This window comes from Chitinophaga sp. 22308 (assembly GCF_052045305.1).
GTDB classification, from domain to species: Bacteria; Bacteroidota; Bacteroidia; order Chitinophagales; family Chitinophagaceae; genus Chitinophaga; species Chitinophaga varians_A.
In genome coordinates this window covers 1130332-1154598 of record NZ_JBQEOP010000001.1, presented here as the reverse complement: position 1 = coordinate 1154598, position 24267 = coordinate 1130332, and the positions used below count along the sequence as shown (strand labels likewise).

20 protein-coding genes are annotated in these 24267 nt (G+C 51.5%); 9 read left to right on the top strand and 11 right to left on the bottom strand.

Annotated elements, in window-relative coordinates; translation table 11 throughout:
• Positions 1–92: 92 nt before the first annotated feature.
• From ACTJJS_RS04740 to ACTJJS_RS04710, 7 genes are all read right to left on the bottom strand, one after another.
• Positions 93–1427, bottom strand: a complete 1335-nt coding sequence (locus ACTJJS_RS04740) for a TldD/PmbA family protein (RefSeq protein WP_440662641.1) — start codon at positions 1425–1427, stop codon at positions 93–95.
• Positions 1428–1437: 10 nt separating this feature from the next.
• Positions 1438–3075 (bottom strand): TldD/PmbA family protein, encoded by a 1638-nt coding sequence (locus ACTJJS_RS04735; RefSeq protein WP_440662640.1) that lies wholly within the window; start codon positions 3073–3075, stop codon positions 1438–1440.
• 167 nt (positions 3076–3242) lie between these two features.
• Entirely contained in the window at positions 3243–4682 is a 1440-nt protein-coding gene (locus ACTJJS_RS04730) for a hypothetical protein (protein ID WP_440662639.1), read from the bottom strand.
• Positions 4679–6814, bottom strand: a complete 2136-nt coding sequence (locus ACTJJS_RS04725) for a DUF4175 family protein (protein ID WP_440662638.1) — start codon at positions 6812–6814, stop codon at positions 4679–4681. Before ACTJJS_RS04725 ends, ACTJJS_RS04730 begins: the two co-directional genes overlap by 4 nt.
• Positions 6807–8138 carry a BatA domain-containing protein gene (locus tag ACTJJS_RS04720; protein WP_440662637.1) on the bottom strand — a complete coding sequence of 444 codons (1332 nt, stop codon included), beginning with the start codon at positions 8136–8138 and terminating at the stop codon, positions 6807–6809. Before ACTJJS_RS04720 ends, ACTJJS_RS04725 begins: the two co-directional genes overlap by 8 nt.
• Before the next feature lie 2 nt (positions 8139–8140).
• Positions 8141–9025 carry a DUF58 domain-containing protein gene (locus tag ACTJJS_RS04715; RefSeq protein WP_211092511.1) on the bottom strand — a complete coding sequence of 295 codons (885 nt, stop codon included), beginning with the start codon at positions 9023–9025 and terminating at the stop codon, positions 8141–8143.
• Between the two features lie 5 nt (positions 9026–9030).
• Complete coding sequence (locus tag ACTJJS_RS04710; RefSeq protein WP_440662636.1) at positions 9031–10014, bottom strand: AAA family ATPase; 984 nt, start codon at positions 10012–10014, stop codon at positions 9031–9033.
• Positions 10015–10189: 175 nt separating this feature from the next.
• Between ACTJJS_RS04710 and ACTJJS_RS04705 the strand changes: the two genes are divergently transcribed.
• The gene (locus ACTJJS_RS04705; RefSeq protein ID WP_211092513.1) at positions 10190–10786 is read left to right on the top strand and encodes a DUF4159 domain-containing protein; all 597 of its coding nucleotides are present in this window, start codon (positions 10190–10192) and stop codon (positions 10784–10786) included.
• A gap of 10 nt (positions 10787–10796) precedes the next feature.
• Here ACTJJS_RS04705 and ACTJJS_RS04700 read toward each other — a convergent pair whose 3' ends face one another.
• Entirely contained in the window at positions 10797–11855 is a 1059-nt protein-coding gene (locus ACTJJS_RS04700) for a hypothetical protein (protein ID WP_440662635.1), read from the bottom strand.
• Between the two features lie 1144 nt (positions 11856–12999).
• On the opposite strand from ACTJJS_RS04700, the gene ACTJJS_RS04695 reads away from it, so the two are divergent.
• Both ACTJJS_RS04695 and ACTJJS_RS04690 read left to right on the top strand, forming a co-directional pair.
• Positions 13000–15999: a SusC/RagA family TonB-linked outer membrane protein gene (locus ACTJJS_RS04695; protein WP_440662634.1), complete on the top strand. Its 3000-nt coding sequence runs from the start codon at positions 13000–13002 to the stop codon at positions 15997–15999.
• A gap of 11 nt (positions 16000–16010) precedes the next feature.
• Positions 16011–17486 carry a RagB/SusD family nutrient uptake outer membrane protein gene (locus ACTJJS_RS04690; protein ID WP_440662633.1) on the top strand — a complete coding sequence of 492 codons (1476 nt, stop codon included), beginning with the start codon at positions 16011–16013 and terminating at the stop codon, positions 17484–17486.
• A 65-nt stretch (positions 17487–17551) separates the two neighbouring features.
• Here the strand turns inward: ACTJJS_RS04690 and ACTJJS_RS04685 are convergent, their stop codons facing one another.
• The gene (locus tag ACTJJS_RS04685) at positions 17552–18712 is read right to left on the bottom strand and encodes an aldose epimerase family protein (RefSeq protein WP_440662632.1); all 1161 of its coding nucleotides are present in this window, start codon (positions 18710–18712) and stop codon (positions 17552–17554) included.
• Between the two features lie 206 nt (positions 18713–18918).
• Here ACTJJS_RS04685 and ACTJJS_RS04680 point away from each other — a divergent pair, with 206 nt between their 5' ends.
• From ACTJJS_RS04680 to ACTJJS_RS04660, 5 genes are all read left to right on the top strand, one after another.
• Entirely contained in the window at positions 18919–19443 is a 525-nt protein-coding gene (locus ACTJJS_RS04680; protein WP_440662631.1) for a hypothetical protein, read from the top strand.
• Between the two features lie 6 nt (positions 19444–19449).
• Positions 19450–19620, top strand: a complete 171-nt coding sequence (locus tag ACTJJS_RS04675) for a hypothetical protein (RefSeq protein ID WP_168869025.1) — start codon at positions 19450–19452, stop codon at positions 19618–19620.
• A gap of 86 nt (positions 19621–19706) precedes the next feature.
• Positions 19707–20414: a dipeptidase PepE gene (pepE, locus tag ACTJJS_RS04670; RefSeq protein WP_440662630.1), complete on the top strand. Its 708-nt coding sequence runs from the start codon at positions 19707–19709 to the stop codon at positions 20412–20414.
• 40 nt (positions 20415–20454) lie between these two features.
• Complete coding sequence (locus ACTJJS_RS04665) at positions 20455–21045, top strand: TetR/AcrR family transcriptional regulator (RefSeq protein ID WP_440662629.1); 591 nt, start codon at positions 20455–20457, stop codon at positions 21043–21045.
• A gap of 6 nt (positions 21046–21051) precedes the next feature.
• Positions 21052–21390, top strand: coding sequence for a hypothetical protein (locus tag ACTJJS_RS04660; protein WP_168869028.1), 339 nt, complete (start codon positions 21052–21054; stop codon positions 21388–21390).
• An 87-nt stretch (positions 21391–21477) separates the two neighbouring features.
• Here ACTJJS_RS04660 and ACTJJS_RS04655 read toward each other — a convergent pair whose 3' ends face one another.
• Positions 21478–22806 carry a DEAD/DEAH box helicase gene (locus ACTJJS_RS04655; RefSeq protein ID WP_168869029.1) on the bottom strand — a complete coding sequence of 443 codons (1329 nt, stop codon included), beginning with the start codon at positions 22804–22806 and terminating at the stop codon, positions 21478–21480.
• Between the two features lie 38 nt (positions 22807–22844).
• Positions 22845–23762, bottom strand: coding sequence for a DUF6528 family protein (locus ACTJJS_RS04650; protein WP_440662628.1), 918 nt, complete (start codon positions 23760–23762; stop codon positions 22845–22847).
• Between the two features lie 35 nt (positions 23763–23797).
• Here ACTJJS_RS04650 and ACTJJS_RS04645 point away from each other — a divergent pair, with 35 nt between their 5' ends.
• Complete coding sequence (locus ACTJJS_RS04645) at positions 23798–24259, top strand: hypothetical protein (protein ID WP_440662627.1); 462 nt, start codon at positions 23798–23800, stop codon at positions 24257–24259.
• The last annotated feature ends 8 nt before the right edge of the window (positions 24260–24267 follow it).

The following is a 24267-nucleotide window of genomic DNA, read 5'->3' as shown; positions in this document are numbered from 1 at the left end:
AAGAATGGATGTCCCGTTGGCCGTCTTCATTATTCTTAAAGATAACAAGTTACAGCGAACAAAACATCCATCAATTCTATCAAGATAATCTTTTAGATAGCGTCGGAAAGAGACGTAAACGTGAAGTCCCTGATCTTCATCGGCGGGATCAGGTAACTCCGGTAAGATTCAATGCTGATGCTTCTTTCCGTCTTCCCGAGTGCTTCCACGTTATTGAGCATGATCACCGGGCTTTCATTAAAACGGAGGTTTTTGATCGGGTATTTGATCTCACCGTTTTCGATGTAAAACGTTCCGTCGCGGGTGAGTCCTGTCAACAGCAATGTTTGCGCGTCCACCAGGCGGATGTACCAGAGGCGGGACACCAGGATACCTTTCTCGGTGCTTTTGATCAACTCTTCCAGCGAGGCGTTGCCACCTTCCATGATGATATTGGAGGGCTGGGGTACTGGTTGTACGCCTTTGTTTTTAGCCCAGTACTGGGAGTAGACGAGATTTTTGACCACGCCTTTATCTATCCATGCTGTTTTTTCCAGGGGGAAACCATCGCGGTTCCAGGTAGAAGCGGGAAGATCGGGATGGAAAGGATCGGAGTAGATTGTCACCTTGTCGTCCATGAGCTGTTCGCCGATACGGTTGCCGCCGCCGGGTTTGCTCATGAAGCTGCGGCCTTCGTCCGCGTTGCGGGCGTCGAGGCCACGGAACATATTTTCCAGCATGTAGGTAGCCGCCACCGGTTCCAGTATCACCGTGTATTTACCCGGTTCTATCGCTTTTGCGCCGGCGGAGCTGTTAGCTTTCGCCGCCGCAATTTTGGTAGCGGAGAGCGTGTCAAGCCGGCTGATGTCGTTATACCCGCGGGCCGCGAAGCCGGAGCCGGTACCGGCGCTGTTGCGGGTAGTGATGGTAAACACCACGTTGGTGTCTGTATCGTAGGCGAACAGTCCTTTGGAATTGAGTATGGCTGAGAAGCTGGTAGTGTTCTCAATAAAACCGGCAGCTTCCAGTTGAGCTTCTTTTGCTACCTGTATGCTTTTGGCCACGGCGTCTGCGCGGGTATCCGGCGTGATGGCCGCCGTTGCCGGCACATAGGTTTTGGGATCTTTAAAATCCGCCGGGCCGCGCAACGGCATATATTCCGGGTTTTCCGGCGCCAGGCGCGCCAGCTCTTCAGCGCGTTGCACCACCCTTTCAAGGGCGGCATCATTAAATTCGTTGATGGTAGCGGTACCGGAACGTCTACCAAAGTAAGACGTCACGGACAGGGTGGTATTGTCGATATCTCCTGCTGTGGAAATGGCATTGCGCGCATAGCGGATATTGCCGCCTTCTTCCCCGCGGAGCGACACTTCGCATTCATCTGCTTTGGAGTGGGCGAGCACTTTTTGCAGCAATGCTTTTGCTTCTTCTTTTTTTAATATAGCCATGTGCGTTAGATCAGATTTTTCTTGCTGTGTTAATAACATTTACACCATTAAAGCGGGTCGTGGAACTGCCATGGGACACGGCGTTGGACTGGCCGGGCTGTCCCTTTCCATCGTTGAAGGCACCACCGAGGCGGTAGTCGCTCTTGTCGGCGATGGCCGTGCAGCTGTTCCAGAACTCCTGTGTATTGGCCTGATAGGCCACATCTTTCAGCATACCGGCAATTTTTCCGTCCTTGATTTCGTAGAATGTTTGTCCACCGAACTGGAAATTGTACCGTTGCTGATCAATGGAGAAGGAGCCGTCACCGATGATGTAAATGCCTTTTTCCACGTTTTTGATCATATCGTCCACGCTGAGTTTTTCTTTTCCGGGCTGCAGCGACACGTTGGGCATACGCTGGAACTGCACATCAGACCAGCTTTGGGCGTAGCAGCATCCCTGAGAGTGATCGAGGCCGATGATATGCGCCTGATCGCGGATAGCCTGATAGTTGACCAGCACACCGTCTTTGATCAGGTCCCATTTGCCGCATTGCACGCCTTCATCGTCATAGCCTACGGCCCCGAGGGAGCCGGGCTGTAATTTATCTGCCACCACGTTGACCAGCTTGCTGCCAAACTGGAAGTTGCGTGATTTCCATTTATCAAGCGTGAGGAAGCTGGTACCGGCGTAGTTGGCTTCGTAGCCCAGAACGCGGTCCAGTTCCGTAGGGTGCGCCACCGATTCGTGAATAGTCAGCCACAGATGCGAAGGATCGAGTACCAGGTCGTATTTGCCTGGTTCCACTGACTTGGCTTTCAGTTTCTGGTCCACGTCCGCGGTCGCATTTTTTACGTCTTCCAGCATATCGTACCGGTCTTTATAACGGGTAACGATACCGCCGACTTTATTGTCCGCCGTAGGCGTCAGGTACTCATACCCCATGCCTACAGGAGAGCTGAGCGATTTGCGTGTTTCAAATTTGCCACTGCTGCGGTCTATCTTAGTGACCGTAAAAGTGGGGAACAGGCGATGGATATCCTGGTCGATGTAGGAGCCGTCCGTAGATGCGAAATATTTCTGTTCGTTGATGGCCAGGATGGCGGAATTCACGAAGTTGGCGCCGCCTTTCATGGCGATGCTGTTCACATTCAGGAGCAGGTCCACTTTGTCTTTCACCGGGATGGTGAAGGCGCTTTGCACGATGGGCGTTTTCCACGATACTTCACCATAGCCTTTTTGGGGGGCGAGCTGCACGGGCGTAGTGGTTACGCGCGAGTTAGCCTTAGCCACTGCCACAGCCCTTTCCGCTGCTTTAGCGATGGCTTCTTTCGTGACCACGTTGGTAGCGGCAAATCCCCAGCAGCCGTTGGCGATCACGCGGATGCCTACGCCAAACGATTCCGCGTTGGCGATGTTTTGCACGCGGGCTTCGCGGGTTACGACGAACTGGTTGAGATACCTGCCAATGCGTACGTCCGCATACGTGGCCCCTTTGCTGCGGGCAGCATTAAGCGCCACATCTGCCAGTTGTTTCTTGAGTTTTACGTCCATACCATCATTGAGAAAGCGTGATGGGTCGACGGGTGTGCCGAAAGCGGAAAAATTCGGCAGGACAAGTGCTCCCAGCCCCATTGCGGATAGCTGGATAAAATCTTTACGTTTCAAATTGAAAGTCCTCCGGTTTAGTTTGGTTTAGATTTTAGTTGACAGTGGGTATCTGTGATTCCATGCGTCATCAGCGGCATGGTGATGCAATTCTCATGAGCATAAAACCTTGTAACCCTTCCAGAATCCTAAGCTAATTTTTTTTTCTTACTTTTTTTAGCCATTCGTCACATTTTCTTTTCCCACCATAAAAAGATGAGTGCGAGTAGCAGCGGTAGCAGCCACCAAACGGGAGACAGCCGTACGAGGGTTATTGGCCGGGATGCCGAAGCTGCCGTTGTAGCGGTGGAGGCAGGCAGGTTTTTCCAGTCATCTTCCTGAAAGATATAGTTCCAGGAGGTGCCGGTATTAGTGGTAACCTGTTGCCAGCCGGTTTTTACAGGCCACCAGATGCCGGTATAACGATCACTAAGCCAGGGATGCTGTACCAGCGGCAGCGTAACGCCACCCGCCTGTAAAGCCGGTGTGGCGGTGGTTTCCAGCTGAATATCCAGTGGATGGAACACACGGGCTATTGCCGGCGCAAATGTTATTTTTTCCACAGTGGCCTTTTTACGGGCAGCTGCTTCGAGGATGGCCGACCAGTATTGTCCATAAGCAGTGGACTGTCCTTCCAGCTGCCAGCTATAGGTATTCAGGAGATGCGTGCGCACCAGTTTTCCTGCACCTGCAAGCGACACCGTTACATACGCGCGATGCAGGCTGTCTGTTACCAGCGGCAACTGACCGTTGCCCTGGGGCAATGCCTGTCCGGGATCTGTGGACAAGGCGGGCATGCGCAGCCCTGAACGCAGCTTCAGTGACAGCGGGCGCGGCTGCGCGCCGGCACTGTCTGCTTTTAATACCAGTCCGATGCCGGCATCTTCCAGCCGGGAACGGGTATTTTTATCGATAGCGCCGCTTTGCGCCACCACTAGGTCGAATTTGGCCAGCAGGGCCGGTGTCAGCGCATCAAGCGATTGCTCCGGAAAATTGGAGAAACGCAGCAGGTACTTACCTTTCGCCACCAGGGTGCGCATAGCCACGGCATTTCCCTGTTGCACCAGCCAATCGGCCAGAAAGCGGTTGTCAAAGTCCGGCGACCGTGCCAGGAAAAGTACCGCCAGTGGCGCCGTGGGCTTTACTTCCAGCGGTAAAGGCTGTTGTTCCAGCATATCGCTGCCAGACATGGCGGTGATCCTGTACACCGCTCTGCCCCGGTGTAGCGGCCATGCTTTGAGGGAAAAAGAGGAGTCTTGCTGAGGCGCTATCGCCACGGAGTCCAGCGTAGTGTCAAAACCGGCCAGCCGTAAGGTGACGGTTTTATTGGTGTTGTTCCGGTATCTTCCCTGTACGGTCCATTCGCTGCCGGTAGCCAGGCTGCGGGGCCAGTCACAGGCCACGATGCCCGCGGCCGGGGCTACCGCCGCTACTGCCTGTTTCTGCGACGGCGCCTCATGGGCGACATACAACGGCCAGCCTGCCAGCACTACACCTGCCACAGCGATAACGGTAGCGGCTATACGTGCTATGAGGCGGTCTTTTTTCGGACGCCGTATCTCCTGTGTAATCAGCCAGCCGGTAGCCATCAGGCCGGCGACTAACAAAAAGTAGTTCCAGCTGGTCATGGTGTACCGGTTTTAAGGTTATGGAAATAGTGTTGCGGCAACGAAGGAGATACCGGCGCCGGTGCCGGTGCCGGTTGCAATGGCGGTGCTTTCAGGATTTTTTGCAGTCCCTGTTGGGCGGTACGTATATCCTTCTCCGTGCCTTTGCGTATTTGTATGTGGTGCATCGCTTCCAGCACGGGCAGGTACACCGCCGGCATAGCAGCGGCCTGTGTGGCCAGCGCCTGTTGAGCATCACGGAGAACGGCCGTGTTCACGCTGGTATCACCGGGCTTCATGGCATCGAGAACGGCCAGCGCCTGCCGCACGGCCAACAGCTGGTCCTGGTAGGTGATAGTTTCTTTTTGTTGCCGTGGCTGAATTTTATCCTGCTCTCCGGTGAGCCGTTTCTCCGGCTTCAGCGGCGTTGTTTTAACGCCTGTTTTTGCCACGTATACGCGGGACTGCTGCTGGAGGTCCTTCAGCAGGCGCAACGCCTTGTAAGCGAACAGCAAGGCTTCCTGTGGTTTATAGAGGCGCAGCTGCAACTCCGACTTCCACATCTCCGTCAGCGTGGCCCTCAGTTGTTTTTTCACCTCGGGATCAAAGAAGGTGGCATCTTCCGCGTTGTCATGTTTGTCAGTGAATTCGTCCAGCACTTTGGCGGCGTTACCGAAATCTTTAGGGTCTGCGGCCCCGTGTTCTTCTTTGCCGTGATGGTCATGGTCGTGGTCATCGTGGCCTTCTTCCGCGGCCACGCGCGGGTCGCCTACGTTGGATGCTGATTCTTCCCCGAGGAATTTTCCATAGCGCAGGCGCAGCAGCTTCTGGTCTGTGCCCAGATCGTTACTGCGGCTGTTGAACTTCTCTTTGCCGATGCTGTCCTTTTCCCGCAGCAGCTGCTCTGCGTCCAGGATGATCTGACGCTGGCTGCGGAAGTATTCGGGCTTAAAGGCCACGCCGGTCACCATGCCTTCCATACTGAAGAGCTGTGCGGTATCTGGCAGTGTGACGATATATACATCTGAGCGGGTTTCCTGCCGGCGGGTATCGGTAACGCGTATATGAAAATACAGCTCATCGCCCGGCTTCATTCCCATGGCTGACAAGTCCAGCATTCTGCTGACCTCGTACCGGGGCAGTGCCACGCTGAAGTTGTTATCAAAAGGCAGTTCCTGGTCTTTGAAGCGAACGGCTTCGCCACTGCCGCTGGCAATGGTAAGGGAGATATACGCGTTGCGGACGCCATAGTCGTCGGAGATCGCCGCCTGTACATTCACTTTGGTGGACTGTCCGAATTCAATGGTGGTATAGGGTTTAGGGCTGGTAATACGTATGACCGGCAGCTGGTCAGCTATCAGTTGCAACTGGTACAATTCGGACAGGCGGCCATTCATGGACACCTGGTAAAAACCGGATTTATGCAAAGTTCGTGTAGCCGTCCACGTGGTATGCGCTGCATCAGGTTTCAGCTCCAGCCGTGTACTGTCGTTAAACAATAATATCAGTTCCTGCACCTGGTCATTGGTATGCAACGTCCATTTTACCGAAGCGCTGTCAGGAGCAGTGATGTTAAACGCCGACTGGGTGCTGGCAGGACGGCGCATGTACGCCGGCGGCTGCAGGGTGACCTCCACCCTGTTGATGCCGGGCAATATTTTCTCCGGTCGATTTGCGGGGGCGGCAGTGTTTGTAGTACCGGTTGGATGTGAGACGACATAGCTATTCAGTACCTGCCAACCCACGGTGAACAATATCATAAACAAGGTTGTCAGGGCCGCCTGGCGTAACGGTTTATAGAACTTCCCGGGCAGTTGTATATTTTCCAACGCGGGTGTTATCTTCTCTACCTGCAGGGCTTCCAGCAGGTTGCGGTCTGTAGCGGGTTTTAAGAACAGTGTTGCGCTGTCCTCCATTTCCGGGAAGGTCTGGTTCAGGTACTGCGCCACTTCCTCTTCCGGCAAACGCCAGGGCTGGTGCCACCATAACTGGGCCGTTAGCGCCAATACGCCTCCGATGACGGCCGGTATGGCCCCCAACAATGCCAGCGGCGCTGCCAGCGCTATTGACAACAGGCCATAACGCAATAGCTGGCTGCGTACCCAGCGGGCACGGATGTCTGCTATTTTCATATGACCGTTGACGTTACTCACTTTTTACAGCTGTTTTGGATGAAAGATATCGTTCCACGCAAAATGCCAGTAACAGGATTATCCAAACTGTTTTTTCCAGGGAAGTTTCCTGTTGCGGCAATACGGCCGGTTTAACAGCGGCGGCAGGCGCAGGCAGTGTTAGTTGCCGGGTATCGATGCTGCGACGGTCATGCTGCTTTTCCCAGGTAGCCGGAAGCATCAGTTCCAGCAGCTTTTCCGGAAATTCCCCGCTCCAGGGGAGCTCGTTCCATGTTGGATCAATATGCGTATAGAGGTTGTCTTTTGTCAGCAACGGGTTACCGTAGCTGTCCCGCCACATGGCGCCGGCAGTATCTGTTGCCGGCAGGCGCCGGAATACCTGAATATCAGTATTGCCGATGGTAGCGGATACAGTTTGTGGTGTGCCCGTGGCATAACGTATGGTCCTTACGGCTTTGATATTTGTGGGCACCGGGCTGTCTGACAGCCACCAGAGCCAGTCCTGCGAAGCAGGTATAGCGGTTGCCTGTCTCACAGACAGCAGACTGATTTTCCGGTGGGTATATTGCCGTACCGCTTTCAGTGCTGCCTCCAGGTAGCGGGCATCTTCCGGATACTTATCTGTATAAATGGTATAATATAAGGTCGCGGTATCACTGTTGCCCGGCTGGGTATCATGATAACTGAAAACGGTCCCTGCCGGCGTACTCCTGCCCTTTCGTATGCGCAGGCTGTCGTTGTCCAGCAGGTACGTATAGTCGTTCCAGTTATCAACCGAATCTCCCGGCGTCATTGTTTGCCAGTGGAGCGCCAAAGCTACTGCCGGCATTGGCCCGGAGAAACGGGCGAGGCGGTTGCCGGTAAACAGGTACACCGGTAAGTCCGCAGGCACTTTATGGGAAAGAGTTTGCAGCAGCTGCCAGTAAGAGGCCGTCGAGGTATCCGGCGTGAGCTCTTCCGGACGGCGCAGGTGAGTAAACGCCGTATCCGTGGCATGCAGCTGAAAACCTTGCTGTAACAGGGAATCGATCTGGTGGCGGAAAGCAGGATAGGCTGCCTGCTCAGTCACCACCCAGCCTTTCACGGTGCGGGCCGTCAGTGGCTTACGCCATACCGGCTGAGACAACAGCAAAGCCAGCAGGACGATCAGCAGGCAGCGCAGCAACAGCAGCCACCAGTCAGACACGCGCCAGCTACGGGCATGCCGTACAGAAGAAGCGGCCAGCAGTTGCACGCTGCTGATGCGGAGCACCTTTCCCGGGCGACGGTACCACAAATGGATAAACACCGGAACAGCAATTCCGGTGGCAAATGTCATCCATATGGGTTGTAGCAGGTGCAGCAAAACTATTTTCTCATTTTATTACGCTGGTTCAAAAAATCGCGCAGGGCGGTATCCAGCGGCTCCTGTAAGAGGAGTTGCCGGTAGTAGATACGCCGCTGCAGCAATTGCGTACGCAGGTGATCGTTGTATTGTTCAAGCTTTGAAGGATAGTCGGTATCCGCTATGCCCGTCAGTTCCAGCCGCTGCCCTGTCTCCAGGTCTTCTACGGCATCGTAGCCACGGAAATCGCCACGGCGTTCCTTATCTCCCAACAGATGAAATACGAGTATCTCATGCCCCAGGGCCGACAATGTTTGCAGCAACGTGGTAATTTCATTGGACTGTTCGTAATAGTCCGTAATGAATACCAGCAATTGCCGGCTGTGCGGTCCACTGAAGAGATCGCGGTAATGGGCCGGTTCCGTAAAAGTACCGCCGGGCTGTATTTTCTCCAGCTGGTAATACAGGCGGGCCATGTGTTGCGCTTCTCTCCTGGCCGTCATGGTAAACAGGCGGCTGTTATGCAACACGGCCAATCCCGCCGCATCGCCCTGCAAGTGGGCCAGATAGGCGAGGGAAGCTGCGAGGTAACGGGCATAATCTATTTTGGAAATACCATCTTCCGTATGCAACATGGAATTGCTGGCATCTATCAAGAAACTGATATCGATGCTGGTTTCCATTTCCGATTCACGGATATAGTATCTGTCGGAACGCGCGTACATTTTCCAGTCGAGCCAGCGAAGATCATCACCCGGCTGATAGCTGCGGTACTGGCTGAATTCCAGCCCCGCCCCTTTCACTCTGCTGGCATGCATTCCGGCCATAAAACCATCGACCGCTGTTTTGGCAGCGAGCGGCAGGTCTTTGATGGCCAGCAGTACTTTCGGGTCCAGCAGATTGCTCATATTGATCAGGATAAGCGGGTGGCCGCTCTTTCTACTTGTTGTAACAGTTTCTCCGTGACTTTGTCGGGATGTACGCCTTCCGCTTCCGCCCTGAAGTTCATGAGGATACGATGACGCAAAACGGGATAAGCCATGGCGGTGATATCAGCGGTGGTGACAGCATAACGGCCCTGCAGCAATGCATGAGCCTTGGCTGTAAGGACCAGTGCCTGGCCAGCTCTGGGCCCTGCGCCCCAGCGCACCCATTCCTTCACGTAATCGACAGTGGTGGTGTCCGGACGGGTATTGCGTACCAGGCGGCTTACCCAGGATACCAGTTCAGCAGCTATAGACACTTCCCGCACCAGCTGTTGTAATTGTTTGATATCATTGGCATCCAGTACCGGTTGCACATCAACTTTACGAGTGCCGGTAGTGCCGGTGAGGATCGCTGTCTCCTCCTGTTCAGTCGGGTAACCTATTTTAACGTACAGCAGAAAGCGGTCCAGCTGTGCTTCCGGCAAGGGATAGGTGCCGGACTGTTCTATCGGGTTCTGGGTAGCCAGGATAAAAAACGGCCTGTCCAGCGCGTAAGTTTGTCCGGCGTAGGTGACTTCAAACTCCTGCATTGCCTCCAGCAGCGCGGATTGCGTCTTTGGTGGCGTACGGTTGATTTCGTCAGCTAATATAATATTGGCGAATAAAGGGCCTTTGTTGAACTTAAAAAACCTTTTACCGGTAGCATGGTCTTCTTCCAGCACTTCCGTACCGATGATATCAGTAGGCATGAGATCGGGGGTGAACTGAATCCTGCGGAAAGACAGGTGCAACGCCTGTGACAGAGTGCGGACCATCAGTGTTTTTGCCAGTCCGGGCACGCCTTCCAGCAGGCAGTGGCCTCCGGCCATCATGGCTACCAGCACTTCATCCAACACGGCTTCCTGGCCAACAATAACTTTTCTGATTTCCTGTTTAAGCAGCGGTAACTTCTCCAGCAATTGTATACCCATTTGATTTCGTTCTGATTTTGGCATCGGGTTATTAAATTCCCCGCAGGTTTCTTCTCACACAAAATAACCAAATAATAAATTAGTAAATAACGAAATAAAATTATGAAATTGAAGAAAAATTAGACTGGCGGCAACAGCCAATGATAAACGCATGCAAGGGAATACATTTACATTTGTGAGATTAAGATACCGGTCGGGCGACTGGGACACTGATCAGCGGATGCCTTCCAACCTGCTCAATTCACTGATTGAGTACACCACCATACCGGTGGCCATGCAGGAGAAGGTGATAGATCTCAGCAGCAGCGAGCTGTTTCAATACCCGTTTTGTTACCTGAGCGGGCATAAACTGGTACAATTTGATGCGGCGGAAGCGGCCAATTTCAAACAGTATGTCAACCGGGGCGGTTTTGTTTTTGTGGATGATTGCAACCATGACATCGACGGGCTGTTTGCCCGTTCGTTTGAAACGCAGATGTCGCAACTGTTTGGGCCCCATGCCTTAAAAAAGATTCCTTCCACGCACGCTGTCTATAACAGCTTCTTCAAATTTGAAAAGGGGCCGCCCAATACTTCCTTTGAGCTGAATGGCTGGGGCGACGACCTGGTACATGATTACCTGAAAGCCATTGAAGTGAATGGACGTATCGGCGTATTGTACAGCAATAAGGATTATGGCTGTGAATGGGATTATGACTTCCGCAACAAACGTTTCCTAGCGGAGGACAATACGAAGTTTGGCGTGAATATTATCGTGTATGCGTTGCAGTAGTCAATGATGATTAATCATCGGCCATGTGTTCGGAAGGCAGGTTCGAGGTCGTACGGACTTTGGCGGTATCTATAATGACTGGTAGACTGAATCGCGGTGATAATTTCTCTCCGGACATCAGCCGGACAATTACTTCCTTCTCTCCCGGTGGAATGGAAGATTCTCCACAAAGTAGCGCAGCTATCATGACCAGCGGATCATGAATTCCTTTTTTGCACATTTCAACGTCCCAGGTTTCATCCACTCCAAACTCTGAAGCGGAGGGGCGAAATAACGGTGTAGTATATACGATACCGGCTTTCAGCACCCTTTTTTCCATAAAGCTGCCGGAAAGCTCCCGGGCAAGTGTCACTTCCGGGTCCTTAACATCCCTACTCTTTACCAGTTGGCTGTAACGTTTCTCTATATCATGTTGTACAATACCGAAATAAATACAGAAGCAGGTAACAATCATCAAAGAAACGCCTGTTCCCAGCAGAAAGGCCCAACGGTAGCGGTGTTGTGGCCAAAGCATATACCGAACAGTGCGCCAGTTATACCAGGTCAATGCCAGTGGAGCAAATGCCGTTAATGAAATGCCGAAAAGAAAGGCGGCCATCAACGCAAACGGATATACGGGAAGCAGATATACCATCAGGTACAATAAAATCCAGGTGGTGATACCTAATGCAAAGGCTTGTATTTCCCTGATATGTGCCGGCATATCTTCGAAGTAAGACAACAGGAAGGTATTCAACCATATCAGCAGCAATACGAACGCATACCACCCAGCAGGGGATACAAACGTCCGGTACACGATACTGTTCACCCATAGCGCTGAAAGCATGAACATACAAAGCCATACAGCTACAATTTTCCGTCTGAGCGGACATCCCCGTTTCAGCCCCTTCAGGACCACAGCTATTACCAGCCAGGCAACGTTTAACACTGTCAGGAATGCCACTTCTCTCCTCAACCCGTTTTCATGCCATATATAATAGAACAATACCCAAACAGCTGCATATGCAGCTAACAGGAAGAGGCCAATTCGGTAAATAACGAGCAACGCGCCCGATGGATATTCATTCATAATAACGGGATAACTGCATCAAAGGTATAAAAAGTACTTTGCGTTTCAAAGTGAATTATTTTTTTGGGAATATTTTACCGGGTGATCGTGGGAAGATGGTGACCGTGGGAAAATGGTGACCGTGGGAAGATGATGATCGGATCGGGGAAAGATGGTGATCGTAGGAAGATGGTGACTGTAGGAAGATGATGATCGGATCGAGGAAAGATGGTTATTGGGGAACATTTTGGAAGAATGTATTATGATAACCGATGATCGGTAATGGTATGAGGTGAGATAAATGTATAGGTATAGATAACTGTTTTATAAGGAAACCATCATTATATGAGCATGATAAGAAACTGCACAGATACTGCATCACTGCAGCAGGCAAATTTAAACCTATGGCAAGCGCCTATCAGGAGCGCCGGCATTATAGCAGACGGCACAGGCCATCCAAAAGATATACAGACACCGCGGGAGGAAGCCGTAAAGCAGATATGAACATATCGCCCGCTGCATATAAATACACATCCTAAAGCGGGCAACAGCTTTCCGGTCTTCCACTGAACATATTCATCCCGGCCGCCATGCAACCAGGTGAAAACAGCCCGGCATAAGCGTTTCCTGCGAATGTCCCGGATAGCGTTCAGCCCTATGGCCGGCGGCCTGATATTTTTCAGTCAACTGTTAATAGATAATTAACATGCGACAGCCTGTTGAGAAAAAACTATACACTTAATTTACATAATTCATTAACTTGTTTTAAAACCAAACAGCATCGACCAAAAGAAAAACCAACAACTGTATTATTCCATCAAGATTTTAGCGCTTGCATTTTTAGAGAGATGTTAAAGCGGGCCTCCTTAGCTAAATCGATATAGTTAAGGCAAAGACTGTGCAGTGTAGTTCATGAAACAGGGAGATCGTATGTTCCACAGCCTAACGGGGCCGGTTATGTGAAATTGTACCAATGCAAACCTTTGCCAACAATTAAAACTTATTTATCCCAAAGCATAAAAGTCCAACTGCCTGACAGAACGATCCATCATAACGCTTACAAACAGTTTTCATTCACCGCTCATTTCAATTCACTATGAAGTTTTCCTTTCTTAGAAAAACGGGCTTTTTGCTGGCCTTTCTCTGCGTAATCACCGCAGTGGCCATGGCACAAAGAACGATCTCCGGCAAAGTAACCGGCGCCGCCGACGGGCAGGGCCTGCCGGGCGTCACTATCACGGTGCCCGGCACCAGCACGGGCACCAGCACCGATGCCAACGGCGTGTATAAGTTATCGTTACCCGCAACTGCACAAACGCTTGCCTTCTCCTTTCTTGGATATGAAGCGCAGACCGTCACCATCGGTAACCGGGACGTGATCAACGTCGCCCTGCAATCCACCACCAAAGGACTGGGCGAAGTGGTAGTTGTAGGTTACGGCACCCAAACGCGCCGCGATCTCACCGGCACCATCTCTTCCGTGAAAGGCGCCGACATCAAAAATCTGCCGGTCAGCGATGCCGCCCAGGCCATGCAGGGCCGCGTTACCGGCGTAGACATCGTACGGTCCGACGGACAGCCCGGCAGCGCTCCCAGTATTCGTATACGCGGTACCGGTACCATCAACAATGCAGAACCACTGGTCATCATAGACGGCGTACCCGCCGGAGGGCTTAGCGATATCAATCCCAATGACATCGCCTCCATGGAGGTACTGAAAGACGCCTCCTCCTCTGCTATCTACGGGACAAGGGCGGCCAACGGCGTTATCATCATCACCAGCAAAAAAGGTAACTATGGTGAAAAGCTGAAAGCCTCCGTGAACGTATATAAAGGCGTATCCAACGCTATCCGCTACATTCCACTGCTCACCGCCCCTGAACTGGTGATGCTGAAAAAAGAACGCTATACCAACGACGGTAAACAGATAGATCCCATCTGGAATGATCCCTACTATTCGCAACAGCGGACCGACTGGCAACGCGCCCTGCTTGGCTCCGGCCAGGTAACTAACGCGGACGTGAGCCTCCGCGGCGGCAACAGCAGCTCCAACTACCTCTTCAGCGCCGGCTACTACGATGAAAAAGGCATCATTGAAAACACCTATTTCAAACGGTACACCGTCCGCATCAATTCGGAACACAAGCTGGGCAAACGTTTGAAAGTGGGCGAAAACCTGCAGCTGACCTACCGCCAGAATGAAGGCTTCGATACCTACTCTTCCCAGACAGGCCTTATCTTCAGCGCCCTGCGTTTTAATCCGGCCATCCCGGTGTTCAATCCGGACGGCAGCTACGGCTCCTCCAAAGCCAGCAATGAACTCGGCGATATCAACAACCCCGTCTTTACCGCACAGACCACCGACGGATGGGCCAAGAACTACCGCATGCTGGCCAACGTATATGCGGAACTGGAAATCCTCGACGGCCTTACCCTTCGCGGCAACTATGGTTATGACGGCAGCATCTACAACCAGTCCAACTTTGTGCCCAAAGTGCTGGACCAGACGCGTACCCGTGACCGTGCCCAACTGTGGAACCGCAGCGAGTCCAACAGCTCCCAGCTGAGTGAAGTATTTCTGACCTATAACAAATTCTTCCATCAGCACCATGTTACCTTCACCGGCGGTTATTCCCAACAGGAGACCAAAGGCTATTTCTTCAAAGGGGAAAGATGGGGCTTTGCCGACGAATCACCGGACGTACGCGTGCTCGATAACGGCAACGAAATCCATGACGCCAGCGGCAACTTCAACCCACAGAGTGCCATCGCATCAGGCTTTGTAAGAGGCTTCTACGGCTTCAAGGAAAAATATTTGCTCACCGTTACCTTCCGTGCCGACGGATCTTCCCGCTTCGCTCCGGGCAAACGCTGGGGCTACTTCCCCGCTTTCTCCGCCGGATGGCGCGTTTCGGACGAAACATTCTTCAAAGACAATGTGAAGTTTGTCAGCAACCTGAAAATCACCGGCGGATGGGGCCAGCTGGGCAATCAGAATGTTCGTGATTTCCAATATCTCGCACCCGTGAATAAAGACAGACGGTATAACTTCGGCGAAAGTCCCTACGTAGGCATATGGAATTCCCGCCTCGCCAACCCTTCCATCACCTGGGAGAAAGCCGAAATGACCAACATCAGCCTGGAAGCCGGCTTCTTTGAAAACAGGCTGAATGCGGTGATCACCTGGTTCAACAAAAACACCAAAGACATGCTGGTACCAGCCGCAGCCATGGACCTGCACGGCACTGCCGCCATCCCCGACCAGAACATCGGCCAGCTGAACAACAAAGGATGGGAGCTGGAAGTCAGCTACCAGGGCGGCAACGAAAGGTTCCGTTACAACCTCTCCGCCAATGCGTCCTTTATCAAAAATACCGTTACCAAACTCTATGAAGCCGGTACTTATATTTCTTCCAGCAACTACGGCCGGCAAAACCAGGAGATCTCCCGGACCTACGAAGGGCAGCCGCTGGCATCTTTCTACGGCTGGAAAACAAACGGCATTTATCAAACCCAACAGGAAATCGATGCTGATCCTTATATCGCCAAAGATCCCAACAGGGAAAATATCAAACCCGGCGATGTGCGTTTTGTGGACATCAACGGCGACGGCATCATCAATGAGCTGGACCGCACCAATCTCGGCGATCCTAATCCACGCGTAGTATACGGTTTTCAGGCAGGCGCACAGTACAAGGGCTTTGACCTGAGCCTTTCCTTTGCCGGCGTAGGCGGTGTTAAACTGTACAACGCCGATAAAATGCAGGGCATGGACCCCACCTATCCATACAACATGTACGCAGAAGCGCTTCAGCGCTGGCACGGTCCGGGCACCAGCAACAGCGTGCCACGCATGAGCCTCTCCAGCGACAACAGCAACAACCGTACTTCCGACCGTTTTGTGGAAAAAGGCGATTACCTCTCCCTGCGTAATATCGCGCTCGGCTATACGATTCCGTCCAAAGTATGGGGCCGTACCGGTATCTCCGACGTACGCGTATATGTGGCAGCACAGAACCTGTTTTTCCTCACCTCCTATTCCGGGCTCACGCCGCAACTGGGTTATAACGACGCCACACAGGACGGGAACCGGCAACGCGGCGTAGACGTGGCCGCCTATCCGCAGGCAAGAACATTCACTTTTGGCGCTACGCTCAACTTCTAAAACTGACGACCATGCAATCAATGAAACATATACTGTTGGCCGGCATTACCGCCGCCACCTTGTTATCCGGCTGTAAAAATGTGCTGGATGTACAGCCTCAGGGCAACTTCACCACCGGTAACTACTGGCGTAACCAGGACCAGGCCATAGAAGGCATCACCGGTATTTACAATATCCTGCTGGAAGAAGATTTTACCGGCTTCAATGAATTTGTTTTTGATAACTGTTCAGACGACCAGGTGCGTGGCGGCGACCATGATTATGACGATGCCATTGAAGCATTCACGTACGACGCCTCTACGCCTACCGTTCGCGCCGGCTGGCGATGGAAATATGAAACCATCAACCGCGCCAATAGTGCGCTGATCAATATCCCAAAGATCAGCAACATTGACGCCGCCATCAAACAACGTTGCCTTGGAGAAGCGCATTTCCTTCGTGCGTACGCTTACTGGCGACTGTTGTTGATATATGGTGAAGTGCCCATTATCACGGAAGATGATGTAACGAAAGTCAATTATAACAAGCCCAAAGTGAGCGCCGACGAACTACGCAAACAGATAGAAGCCGACCTGCTGCTGGCCGCCGACGAACTGCCGGAAACCTATGGCGAAACCGATAAAGGCCGTGCCAGCAAAGGTTCCGCCTGGGGCCTGCTCTGCAAGCTGTACATGGAATGGGGCCAACTGGACAAAGCCATCGCCATAGGCAATAAAGTCATCAGCAACGCCAACTACGCACTGGCGCCACGGTATGCTGACAACTTCAGCGTAGCTACCGGCAATAATTCAGAGATGTTGTTGGCCGTGCAGACCGTTGACGGCGCCGGTTACTCCGACTTCGTCACCTACCATGCGCCACGCAAGTGGAACGGCTGGAGCTTCTTCTACCCTACCAAATCGCTGGTAGATGAATTTGAGCCTGGTGATCCGCGAAAAGAGATCTGTATTATGGCGCCCGGCGATAAAGTAAACGTAGGCACCGGTATAGAAACCGCTACAGCAGACCTTTCCTGGTCCGGCTACCACTACAAAAAATTCTGCGCGTGGAAACCTTCCGGTGGTCTTAACTATTCGTTAAAAACCCCGCTCCTGCGCAGTGCAGATATTTATCTGCTGGTGGCAGAAGCGAAGATCCGCCTCAATGGCCCAGGCGCCGGCGATGCAGAGATACAGGCCATCCGCACCCGTGCGTCCGCCACTTTGCCGGCTGTGCATAGTGCCGGTATGAAAGAGCTGATGCATGAACGCCGTGTAGAGTTGTGCGGTGAAAACGAAAGGCAGCAGGACCTGCTGAGATGGGACAAAGCGAAGCTGATCGATATTGTGGCCATCAACAACCAGCCTAAGCTGGCCTATGACGGCACTGTGATGAGCAGAGGCGGTTCACCACGTAAGTTTATGCGGCCTAAACATTATTATTTCCCGATGCCACAGACGGAGATCGATAAGAGCAAAGGCACGCTGGTACAGAATCCGAACTACTAAAAAAACAAACCGGTGTTGCAGCAGACAGCCGCAACACCGGTCCATTTGGTTATCGGATTATTTTATTATTTGGTGGAGAATTTATACACCGTTGTTTGTTGGTAGGTTTCTCCCGGTTTCAGGATAACCGTAGGGAAATCAGACTGGTTGGGCGAATTAGGGAAATGTTGCGCTTCCAGGCACAGTCCCGCATGTTGCACATATTTTTGTCCGCCGCGGGTATTCAACAATGTACCATCCAGGAAATTACCGGAGTAAAACTGCACCCCCGGCTCGGTGGTGGACATCTCCATCAAACGTCCGCTGGCAGGGTCATAGAGCGTAGCTACTGTTTCCAGGCTGCCTGCTGCTTTGTCTAGCACGAAGTTGTGATCATACCCACCTTTCACTGCAGCGATCTCTTTTCCTACTTTCTTAGGCGTAGTAAAATCCATCATGGTGCCTTTCACCGGTTGCAACTGCCCGGTGGGGATCAGTTTATCATTCACCGGCGTGTAGCGGCTGGCTTTCAGCTGCAGCTCCTGGTCCAGGATGGTGCTGTCTTTACCGCCGGAGAGGTTAAAATAGCTGTGATTGGTGAGGTTCACCGGCGTGGCTTTATCGCTGGTGGCGGTATAATGGATCTTCAGGGCGTTGTCAGGCGTGAGCGTATACTGCACTGTCGCCTTCAACGTGCCGGGATATCCTTCTTCCCCGTCTTTGCTGGTATATTCCAGTTGCAGGGAGCTGTCGCCGGATTGCGCGGCAGACCATATTACCTTATCAAAGCCTTTGATACCGCCGTGCAGCGTATTGCCGTGATCGTTAGCTGCCAGCGTATATTCCTTACCATCCAGTTTGAATTTGGCATTCGCTATACGGTTGGCATACCGGCCTATCAGTGCGCCGAAGTAAGGCTGTCCTTTTTGCTGATATCCGCTGAGCGAGTCGTAAGACAATACCACATTGGCTTTCTGCCCTTGTTTGTCCGGCACGATGATATCTGTGACAATACCACCATAGTTCAGAATTTTCACTTCCATGCCGGCAGCATTGCGGAGAGTGTATTGCAATACATCCTGTCCGTCTGTTTGTCCATAGTTGTGGGCTGTAGTGGCCGTAACAGCGGCAGCGGTGTCCGTGCCGGTCTTGCTTTCTTCTTTAGGAGCGTTAGCCGAGTTGCAGGCGCCCAACAGGACAGTCCCTGAGATCATCAGGGCCGAGAGCCCCCTGAGGTTCATTTCCATAACGTATATAAGGTTAAGTGAATAGTATCGTTAAATATCGTGATAATTAGGGAAAAGAAGAAATGGGGAGATGTTAATTATTGTTTGTGGATGGTATGAATCATTTATGAAAAATGTTGTATTAACAAAGCGCCGGTTAGTGAAGTCGTGATTTGTGGCTATTATTGGGAACCAAACACAATTTCTTAGCCATTATTTGTTAACTCATGTCAACACTGACCAAATACCGTATTGAAGTAACTATTGACAAACTAACAAACAGTATTGTCAATACTATCTCCGGAGACAGTTTCGAAACGATTGTCCACCCTGTCAACAAAGCAGATTTAAGGATGATTTCCGCGAAGACAAACTGGAAGTTTGACTGGAAAAAGGAGTTTCGATTAAAAGACAGGGTAAGCTATAAGCTGTCTATTATGGATAATCATGAAGTAGTCCAGGGACTCATGAGTTTAAGTGACTGCAGGAACCATTACTATATTCATCTCATTGAAAGCGCCCCTTTTAATACCGGAAGCCCCAAGCTTTATGAAGGAGTTCCCGGCAATCTCTTTGCCTTTGCCTGCAAGCTATCCCTGGAACAAATCTACCAGGGTTTTGTTGCTTTCGCATCAAAAACACGCCTTATTTCCCATTATGAAAAAAGCCTTGGCGCCACCCATATCGGTAACCATAAAATGATTATCTTTCCGGAAAACGCGGCCATTCTCATTAACAAATATTATAAATAATGATATATGGGATACATTAAAGAACCTAAAGGCGTTGATTGGGTGGTTGATCCCAAACCATTGACTGACAAAGACCGTCAAATAATCAGTGAAGCCATTCACTATTATAAAAGTACCGGCCGTAAACTAAAACCTTCCCACAAACGAAACGATAACAGCAATAAAAAAACGAGGTAGTAATACCTATGTATTTTCAATCCGTCTCTATTAACCTGTTTTTCTCCTTTTGAACCCTTAATTTTGGCCTTCGAGAAAAACGTTATATGAAGCATATTGTCCTGGCCAGCACGTCTACCCTCTATGGAGAAGGTTATCTGGCTTATTTACAACCTGTGATGCAGACATTGTTCGCCGGTGTCAGTGAAATTATCTTTGTGCCTTTTGCCCGTCCGGGTGGCATTTCCCATGATGAATATACCGCGAAAGCCGCAGCGGCCTTTGCGCCGTTACAGATACAGGTGAGAGGCCTGCATACTTTTGCAGATCCTGCCGCGGCCATCCGTGAGGCACAGGGTTTCTTTACCGGCGGCGGCAATACTTTCCTGCTGGTGAAGGAACTGCTGGAACGCGGACTGATGGACAAACTGAAAACCGCCGTAGAAGAAGGCCGTCCGTATATGGGATGCAGTGCCGGCAGCAATATCGGCGGTGTTTCCATGCAAACGACCAACGACATGCCGATCGTGTATCCGCCGGGTTTCCAGACGATGGGACTGGTGCCTTTTAACCTGAACCCACACTACCTCGATCCTATTCCTGACCTGCCCCATATGGGTGAAACACGCGAAACACGTATCAAAGAGTTCCATACCCAACATGCCACGCCGGTGCTGGGGCTGCGTGAAGGCGGCTGGATTCTGGTAAAAGGTGATGAGATCACGCTGGAAGGCAAACCCACCGCCCGCATATTTGAAGCCGGAAAAACGCCTTATGAAGTTGATCCCGGCAGCAGCCTGAATTTTCTTCGCTAATACATAAAACGAACGGTTATTCGTTTATCTTTGTAACGTTATGCGTGTAAAAGACGAACAAAAAGCCGCCCTTATTCAGGAAAAGGCCATCGAAATGATCGTGCGTGAAGGTTTCGATGGCCTCAGTATGCACAAACTGGCCAAAGCGGTCGACATATCGGTATCTACGATATACATCTATTTTAAAAACAGGGAAGACCTGCTTAACCAGTTGTATATCGATGTTATGGCGGTATTTGTCCGCGAAACGCTGCAGGACTTTGATCCGGAGATGGACTTTGAGGCAGGGCTCTGGCTGCAATGGCGTAACCGTTTCCGTTATATCCAGCGATATCCGCTGCACTACCTGTTTTCCGAGCAGTTCCGTCACTCACCGTTAATCCGCCATCCGGCCATCGGAAAAGATGCGTTCAGGCAGGCGATGCAACAATTTACGGCCAATGCGATACGTCGTAAACAGATCCCTGATCTTCCGGTAGAAGTTTATTGGGCGCTGGCTTACGGGCCGTTCTATACGCTTGTCGGTTTCCACGTACATAACAACCCTTTCTTCGACAAACCGTTCAGGTTGAGTGAAGCAGTGCTGAAGCAAACATTTGAACGGACGATCTTATCATTAAAAATTGGTTAACCCCTTATGACAACTACTTTATACCGCCCTGTAGGAGAGGCAGAGCTGCTGCTGATCGAACAATCCGGCTGGAAACGTTTTCCGCCCCGCCTGCCGGAACAACCTATTTTCTACCCTGTCATGAATGAAGCATATGCCGTTCAGATCACCACTGAATGGAACGTGCCGGCCTATGGCAAAGGTTATGTGACCCGCTTTGAAGTCAATACTGATTTTCTGAAAGCCTACCCCGTGCAAAACGTAGGTGGTGTTATTCATGATGAACTATGGATACCCGCCGAAGAGCTGGAAGCTATGAATGATAATATTGTGGGGCTGATTGAGGTAACGCACCGGTACGAGTGAACTACCTGCTGAAATGATCTGCTGTTGCTTCACTGGCAACAAAAAACAAGAAGGCCGGAAATGATTCCGGCCTTCTCCCTATGGTAACTACTTAGCTACTTCAATTTTCACTTTCTTGTTCTTGATCCGCTCATCTTTCACCAGCTGTAAGACATGAGAGGCTTTGGACTTCACCACGGCCACAAAAGAGAAGAAATCTTTCACCTCTATCAATCCCACATCTTCTTTTTTCAGCATGCCTTTTTTGGTAAGAAAGCCGACGATATCAATTTTATTGACTTTGTCTTTTTTACCTGCGGAGATGTACAGCGTCGTCCATTTTGGCTTCTGCGGCAGAACGGCTGTTTCCGGCAGTTCGATGGTTTCTACGTCTTCGGTCACATAAGGCATCAGTTTTTCGTCCGGCGCCAGGATGACGATAGCGGTGCCGCTGGCTTCCATCCTGGCAGTGCGGCCGTTGCGGTGTGTCCAGCTGTCTTCTGTATGCGGCAGGTGGAAATGGATGATATAGCGGATATTGGGGATGTCCAGTCCGCGTGCGGCCAGGTCGGTGGTCACGAGGACGTTGACGGTACCGTTGCGGAACTTGCACAGGGCCGCGTCGCGGTCACGCTGTTCCATCGCTCCGTGGTAGAACTCGTTGAGGATGCCTTTTTCGCTCAGCATGGTGCTGGTGCGTTCCACCGCATCGCGGTGGTTGCAGAACACGATAGTGGAGCGGTTGCCCAGGTGGCAGATCAGGCGGAAGAGGGTATCTACCTTGTCATTTTCTGGTGACAGCACCTGTTTATAGGCCAGCCGGGCCTGCGGGGTGCCGTCTTCCGGCAGGAAGTTGAGTTTCTGCGGCTCGTTCAGCTGCACGAAATCGGGTATCTCCACCGCTTCTGTAGCGGAGGTGAGTATCCTTTTCTTTACGTTCGGCAGTGATTCGATGATAAAAGCCACTTCTTCCTGGAAGCCCAGTTCGAGGGTTTTATCAAATTCATCGAGCACCAATGTCTGGATGGTGTCGGTGGTGATATTGCCTCTGCGGATATGATCACCGATACGGCCAGGAGTGCCTACAATGAGGGCTGGTGGCTGTATCAGGTTGTTTTCCTCTGTTTCCCGGAGGTGACCACCATAGGTGGCCGTGATTTTATGGCCGGTGCCCATCAGTTTAAACACTTTTTCGATCTGTAATGCCAGCTCACGGGAGGGCACTACGATCATAGCCTGTGTTTTTTTCTGGTCCGGGTCCAGCCGGTCGAGCACGGGCAACAGGAATGCGAGAGTTTTACCGGAGCCGGTCGCTGACAACAGGATAACGTCCTGCTGTTGCTGGTTGGCGGCTACCGATGCCTCCTGCATTTCGTTGAGCGCGTCGATTTTAAGATTGGAAAGAATATTTCCTAATGAGTATGTTCCTTTTTGCATTTGCGGCAAAAGTACGAAAATAAAAATTGGGGCCGCTGTTACTGTGCCGATTCACTGAAAGGGTCGGGCAAAACCCAGCGGGCCTTGTAAATCTTCAGTCCGGCCTGCATAAAGACCCTTTTCCCCTGTGCATCCAGCACTTCGTCTGTCCACCAGGACACTTTGGGCTTGCAAACGATCACCGGACGTGCCGGGCCGGAGGACACGCTTTTGATATTCTGCTGTATCACCGGTGCGGGAGATAGTTGCCGGGTATCAACGTTAAACCGGTAAACATTCGTGGTGTTGGTCAGCCACAGGTTGCCGGTGCCATATTCCGGGTACAGGTCATGCGCCTCCGTGCCCGGCAGTAGCATGCTGGTATCCTTCAGCAGGTCCGGTGCCGCGTGGTCGTAGTTGTAGCGGAACACGATCATACTGTCCATGGCGGCTGTCCACAACCGTTTATGCGCCGCGTCCCACACCACATTATGCCCAAAGGCCACCGTTATTTTTTTCGTATAGGCATTGGCATTATATCCGGTAGTATCTGTTTTAAACAACATGAGATAGTTGCCGGTGCTGGAAGCGCTGACAATATTGCCATCCGGCAGCATGGCGGCGGAATGGGTATTGCCACCCGCGTATCCATAGAAGACAGTCTTTTTATCAGCGATGCGGATCAGCGCCACGCCGCCACCGGAGGCGGTCATAAGGATGTATTCCCCTTTGCGGACAGCTTTGGCTTCGCTGGGATTATTGAACCATTTCACATGTTCCGGCAATACGCCGCACAGGGCAGGCTTCCATTCCCAGATTATTTTCCCGGAGGCAATATCGGCGATAGCGATACGGTGTTCCGCCTGCTCCGCCAGCACGATGCAGCGTTGACAGTCGGCAACAGCTGTATCCGGCGCGCCCACACACATCCCCCGTAAAAAAAATAACACCCCTAAAATCTTCAGAAATTTGGTCATTTGGTTACTTTTAGTTTTTCAAACGTTTAAATTTTATGAAAACACTTCCTTTCTTTTTGTTGCTGGCCGCGGTGGTGACTTCCTGCAGCCAATCGGGCAGCCAAGCTAATAAAAATACCGACAGTTTAAAAACTGAGGTGACCAGCGGCAACAGCGATGCCTGTTTCCTGAAGGCCACCGGCAAAGACAGCGTGCTGTTACAGGTTCATATAAAGGATACCAGTATCAGCGGAGACCTGAGCTATCGTTATTTTGAAAAAGACAGAAACACCGGTGCCATCAGTGGCAGTATCCGCAATAATATTATCCACGCACAATACACGTTCATGAGCGAAGGCGTACAAAGCACACGCCCTGTAGTGTTCAAGCTGCAGGATGACAAGGCCTATGAAGCCGTGCCTGACAGTATTAATCCCGAAGGCATCCCTGTTTTCTCCGGCAAGGATGCCGCGCTCAAATTTGACGTAGCGCCTCTTTTAAAAATTTCCTGCAAGTAAATAGGGGT

Excerpts from the sequence above, each read along its gene's own strand:
- ACTJJS_RS04740 (WP_440662641.1), bottom strand. The coding sequence starts at position 1,427 with ATGGCTATATTAAAAAAAGAAGAAGCAAAAGCATTGCTGCAAAAAGTG.
- ACTJJS_RS04730 (WP_440662639.1), bottom strand. The coding sequence starts at position 4,682 with ATGACCAGCTGGAACTACTTTTTGTTAGTCGCCGGCCTGATGGCTACC.
- ACTJJS_RS04715 (WP_211092511.1), bottom strand. The coding sequence starts at position 9,025 with ATGAGCAATCTGCTGGACCCGAAAGTACTGCTGGCCATCAAAGACCTG.
- ACTJJS_RS04710 (WP_440662636.1), bottom strand. The coding sequence starts at position 10,014 with ATGGGTATACAATTGCTGGAGAAGTTACCGCTGCTTAAACAGGAAATC.
- ACTJJS_RS04700 (WP_440662635.1), bottom strand. The coding sequence starts at position 11,855 with ATGAATGAATATCCATCGGGCGCGTTGCTCGTTATTTACCGAATTGGC.
- ACTJJS_RS04695 (WP_440662634.1), top strand. The coding sequence starts at position 13,000 with ATGGCACAAAGAACGATCTCCGGCAAAGTAACCGGCGCCGCCGACGGG.
- ACTJJS_RS04690 (WP_440662633.1), top strand. The coding sequence starts at position 16,011 with ATGCAATCAATGAAACATATACTGTTGGCCGGCATTACCGCCGCCACC.
- ACTJJS_RS04685 (WP_440662632.1), bottom strand. The coding sequence starts at position 18,712 with ATGGAAATGAACCTCAGGGGGCTCTCGGCCCTGATGATCTCAGGGACT.
- ACTJJS_RS04680 (WP_440662631.1), top strand. The coding sequence starts at position 18,919 with ATGTCAACACTGACCAAATACCGTATTGAAGTAACTATTGACAAACTA.
- ACTJJS_RS04675 (WP_168869025.1), top strand. The coding sequence starts at position 19,450 with ATGGGATACATTAAAGAACCTAAAGGCGTTGATTGGGTGGTTGATCCC.
- pepE (WP_440662630.1), top strand. The coding sequence starts at position 19,707 with ATGAAGCATATTGTCCTGGCCAGCACGTCTACCCTCTATGGAGAAGGT.
- ACTJJS_RS04665 (WP_440662629.1), top strand. The coding sequence starts at position 20,455 with ATGCGTGTAAAAGACGAACAAAAAGCCGCCCTTATTCAGGAAAAGGCC.
- ACTJJS_RS04660 (WP_168869028.1), top strand. The coding sequence starts at position 21,052 with ATGACAACTACTTTATACCGCCCTGTAGGAGAGGCAGAGCTGCTGCTG.
- ACTJJS_RS04655 (WP_168869029.1), bottom strand. The coding sequence starts at position 22,806 with ATGCAAAAAGGAACATACTCATTAGGAAATATTCTTTCCAATCTTAAA.
- ACTJJS_RS04650 (WP_440662628.1), bottom strand. The coding sequence starts at position 23,762 with ATGACCAAATTTCTGAAGATTTTAGGGGTGTTATTTTTTTTACGGGGG.
- ACTJJS_RS04645 (WP_440662627.1), top strand. The coding sequence starts at position 23,798 with ATGAAAACACTTCCTTTCTTTTTGTTGCTGGCCGCGGTGGTGACTTCC.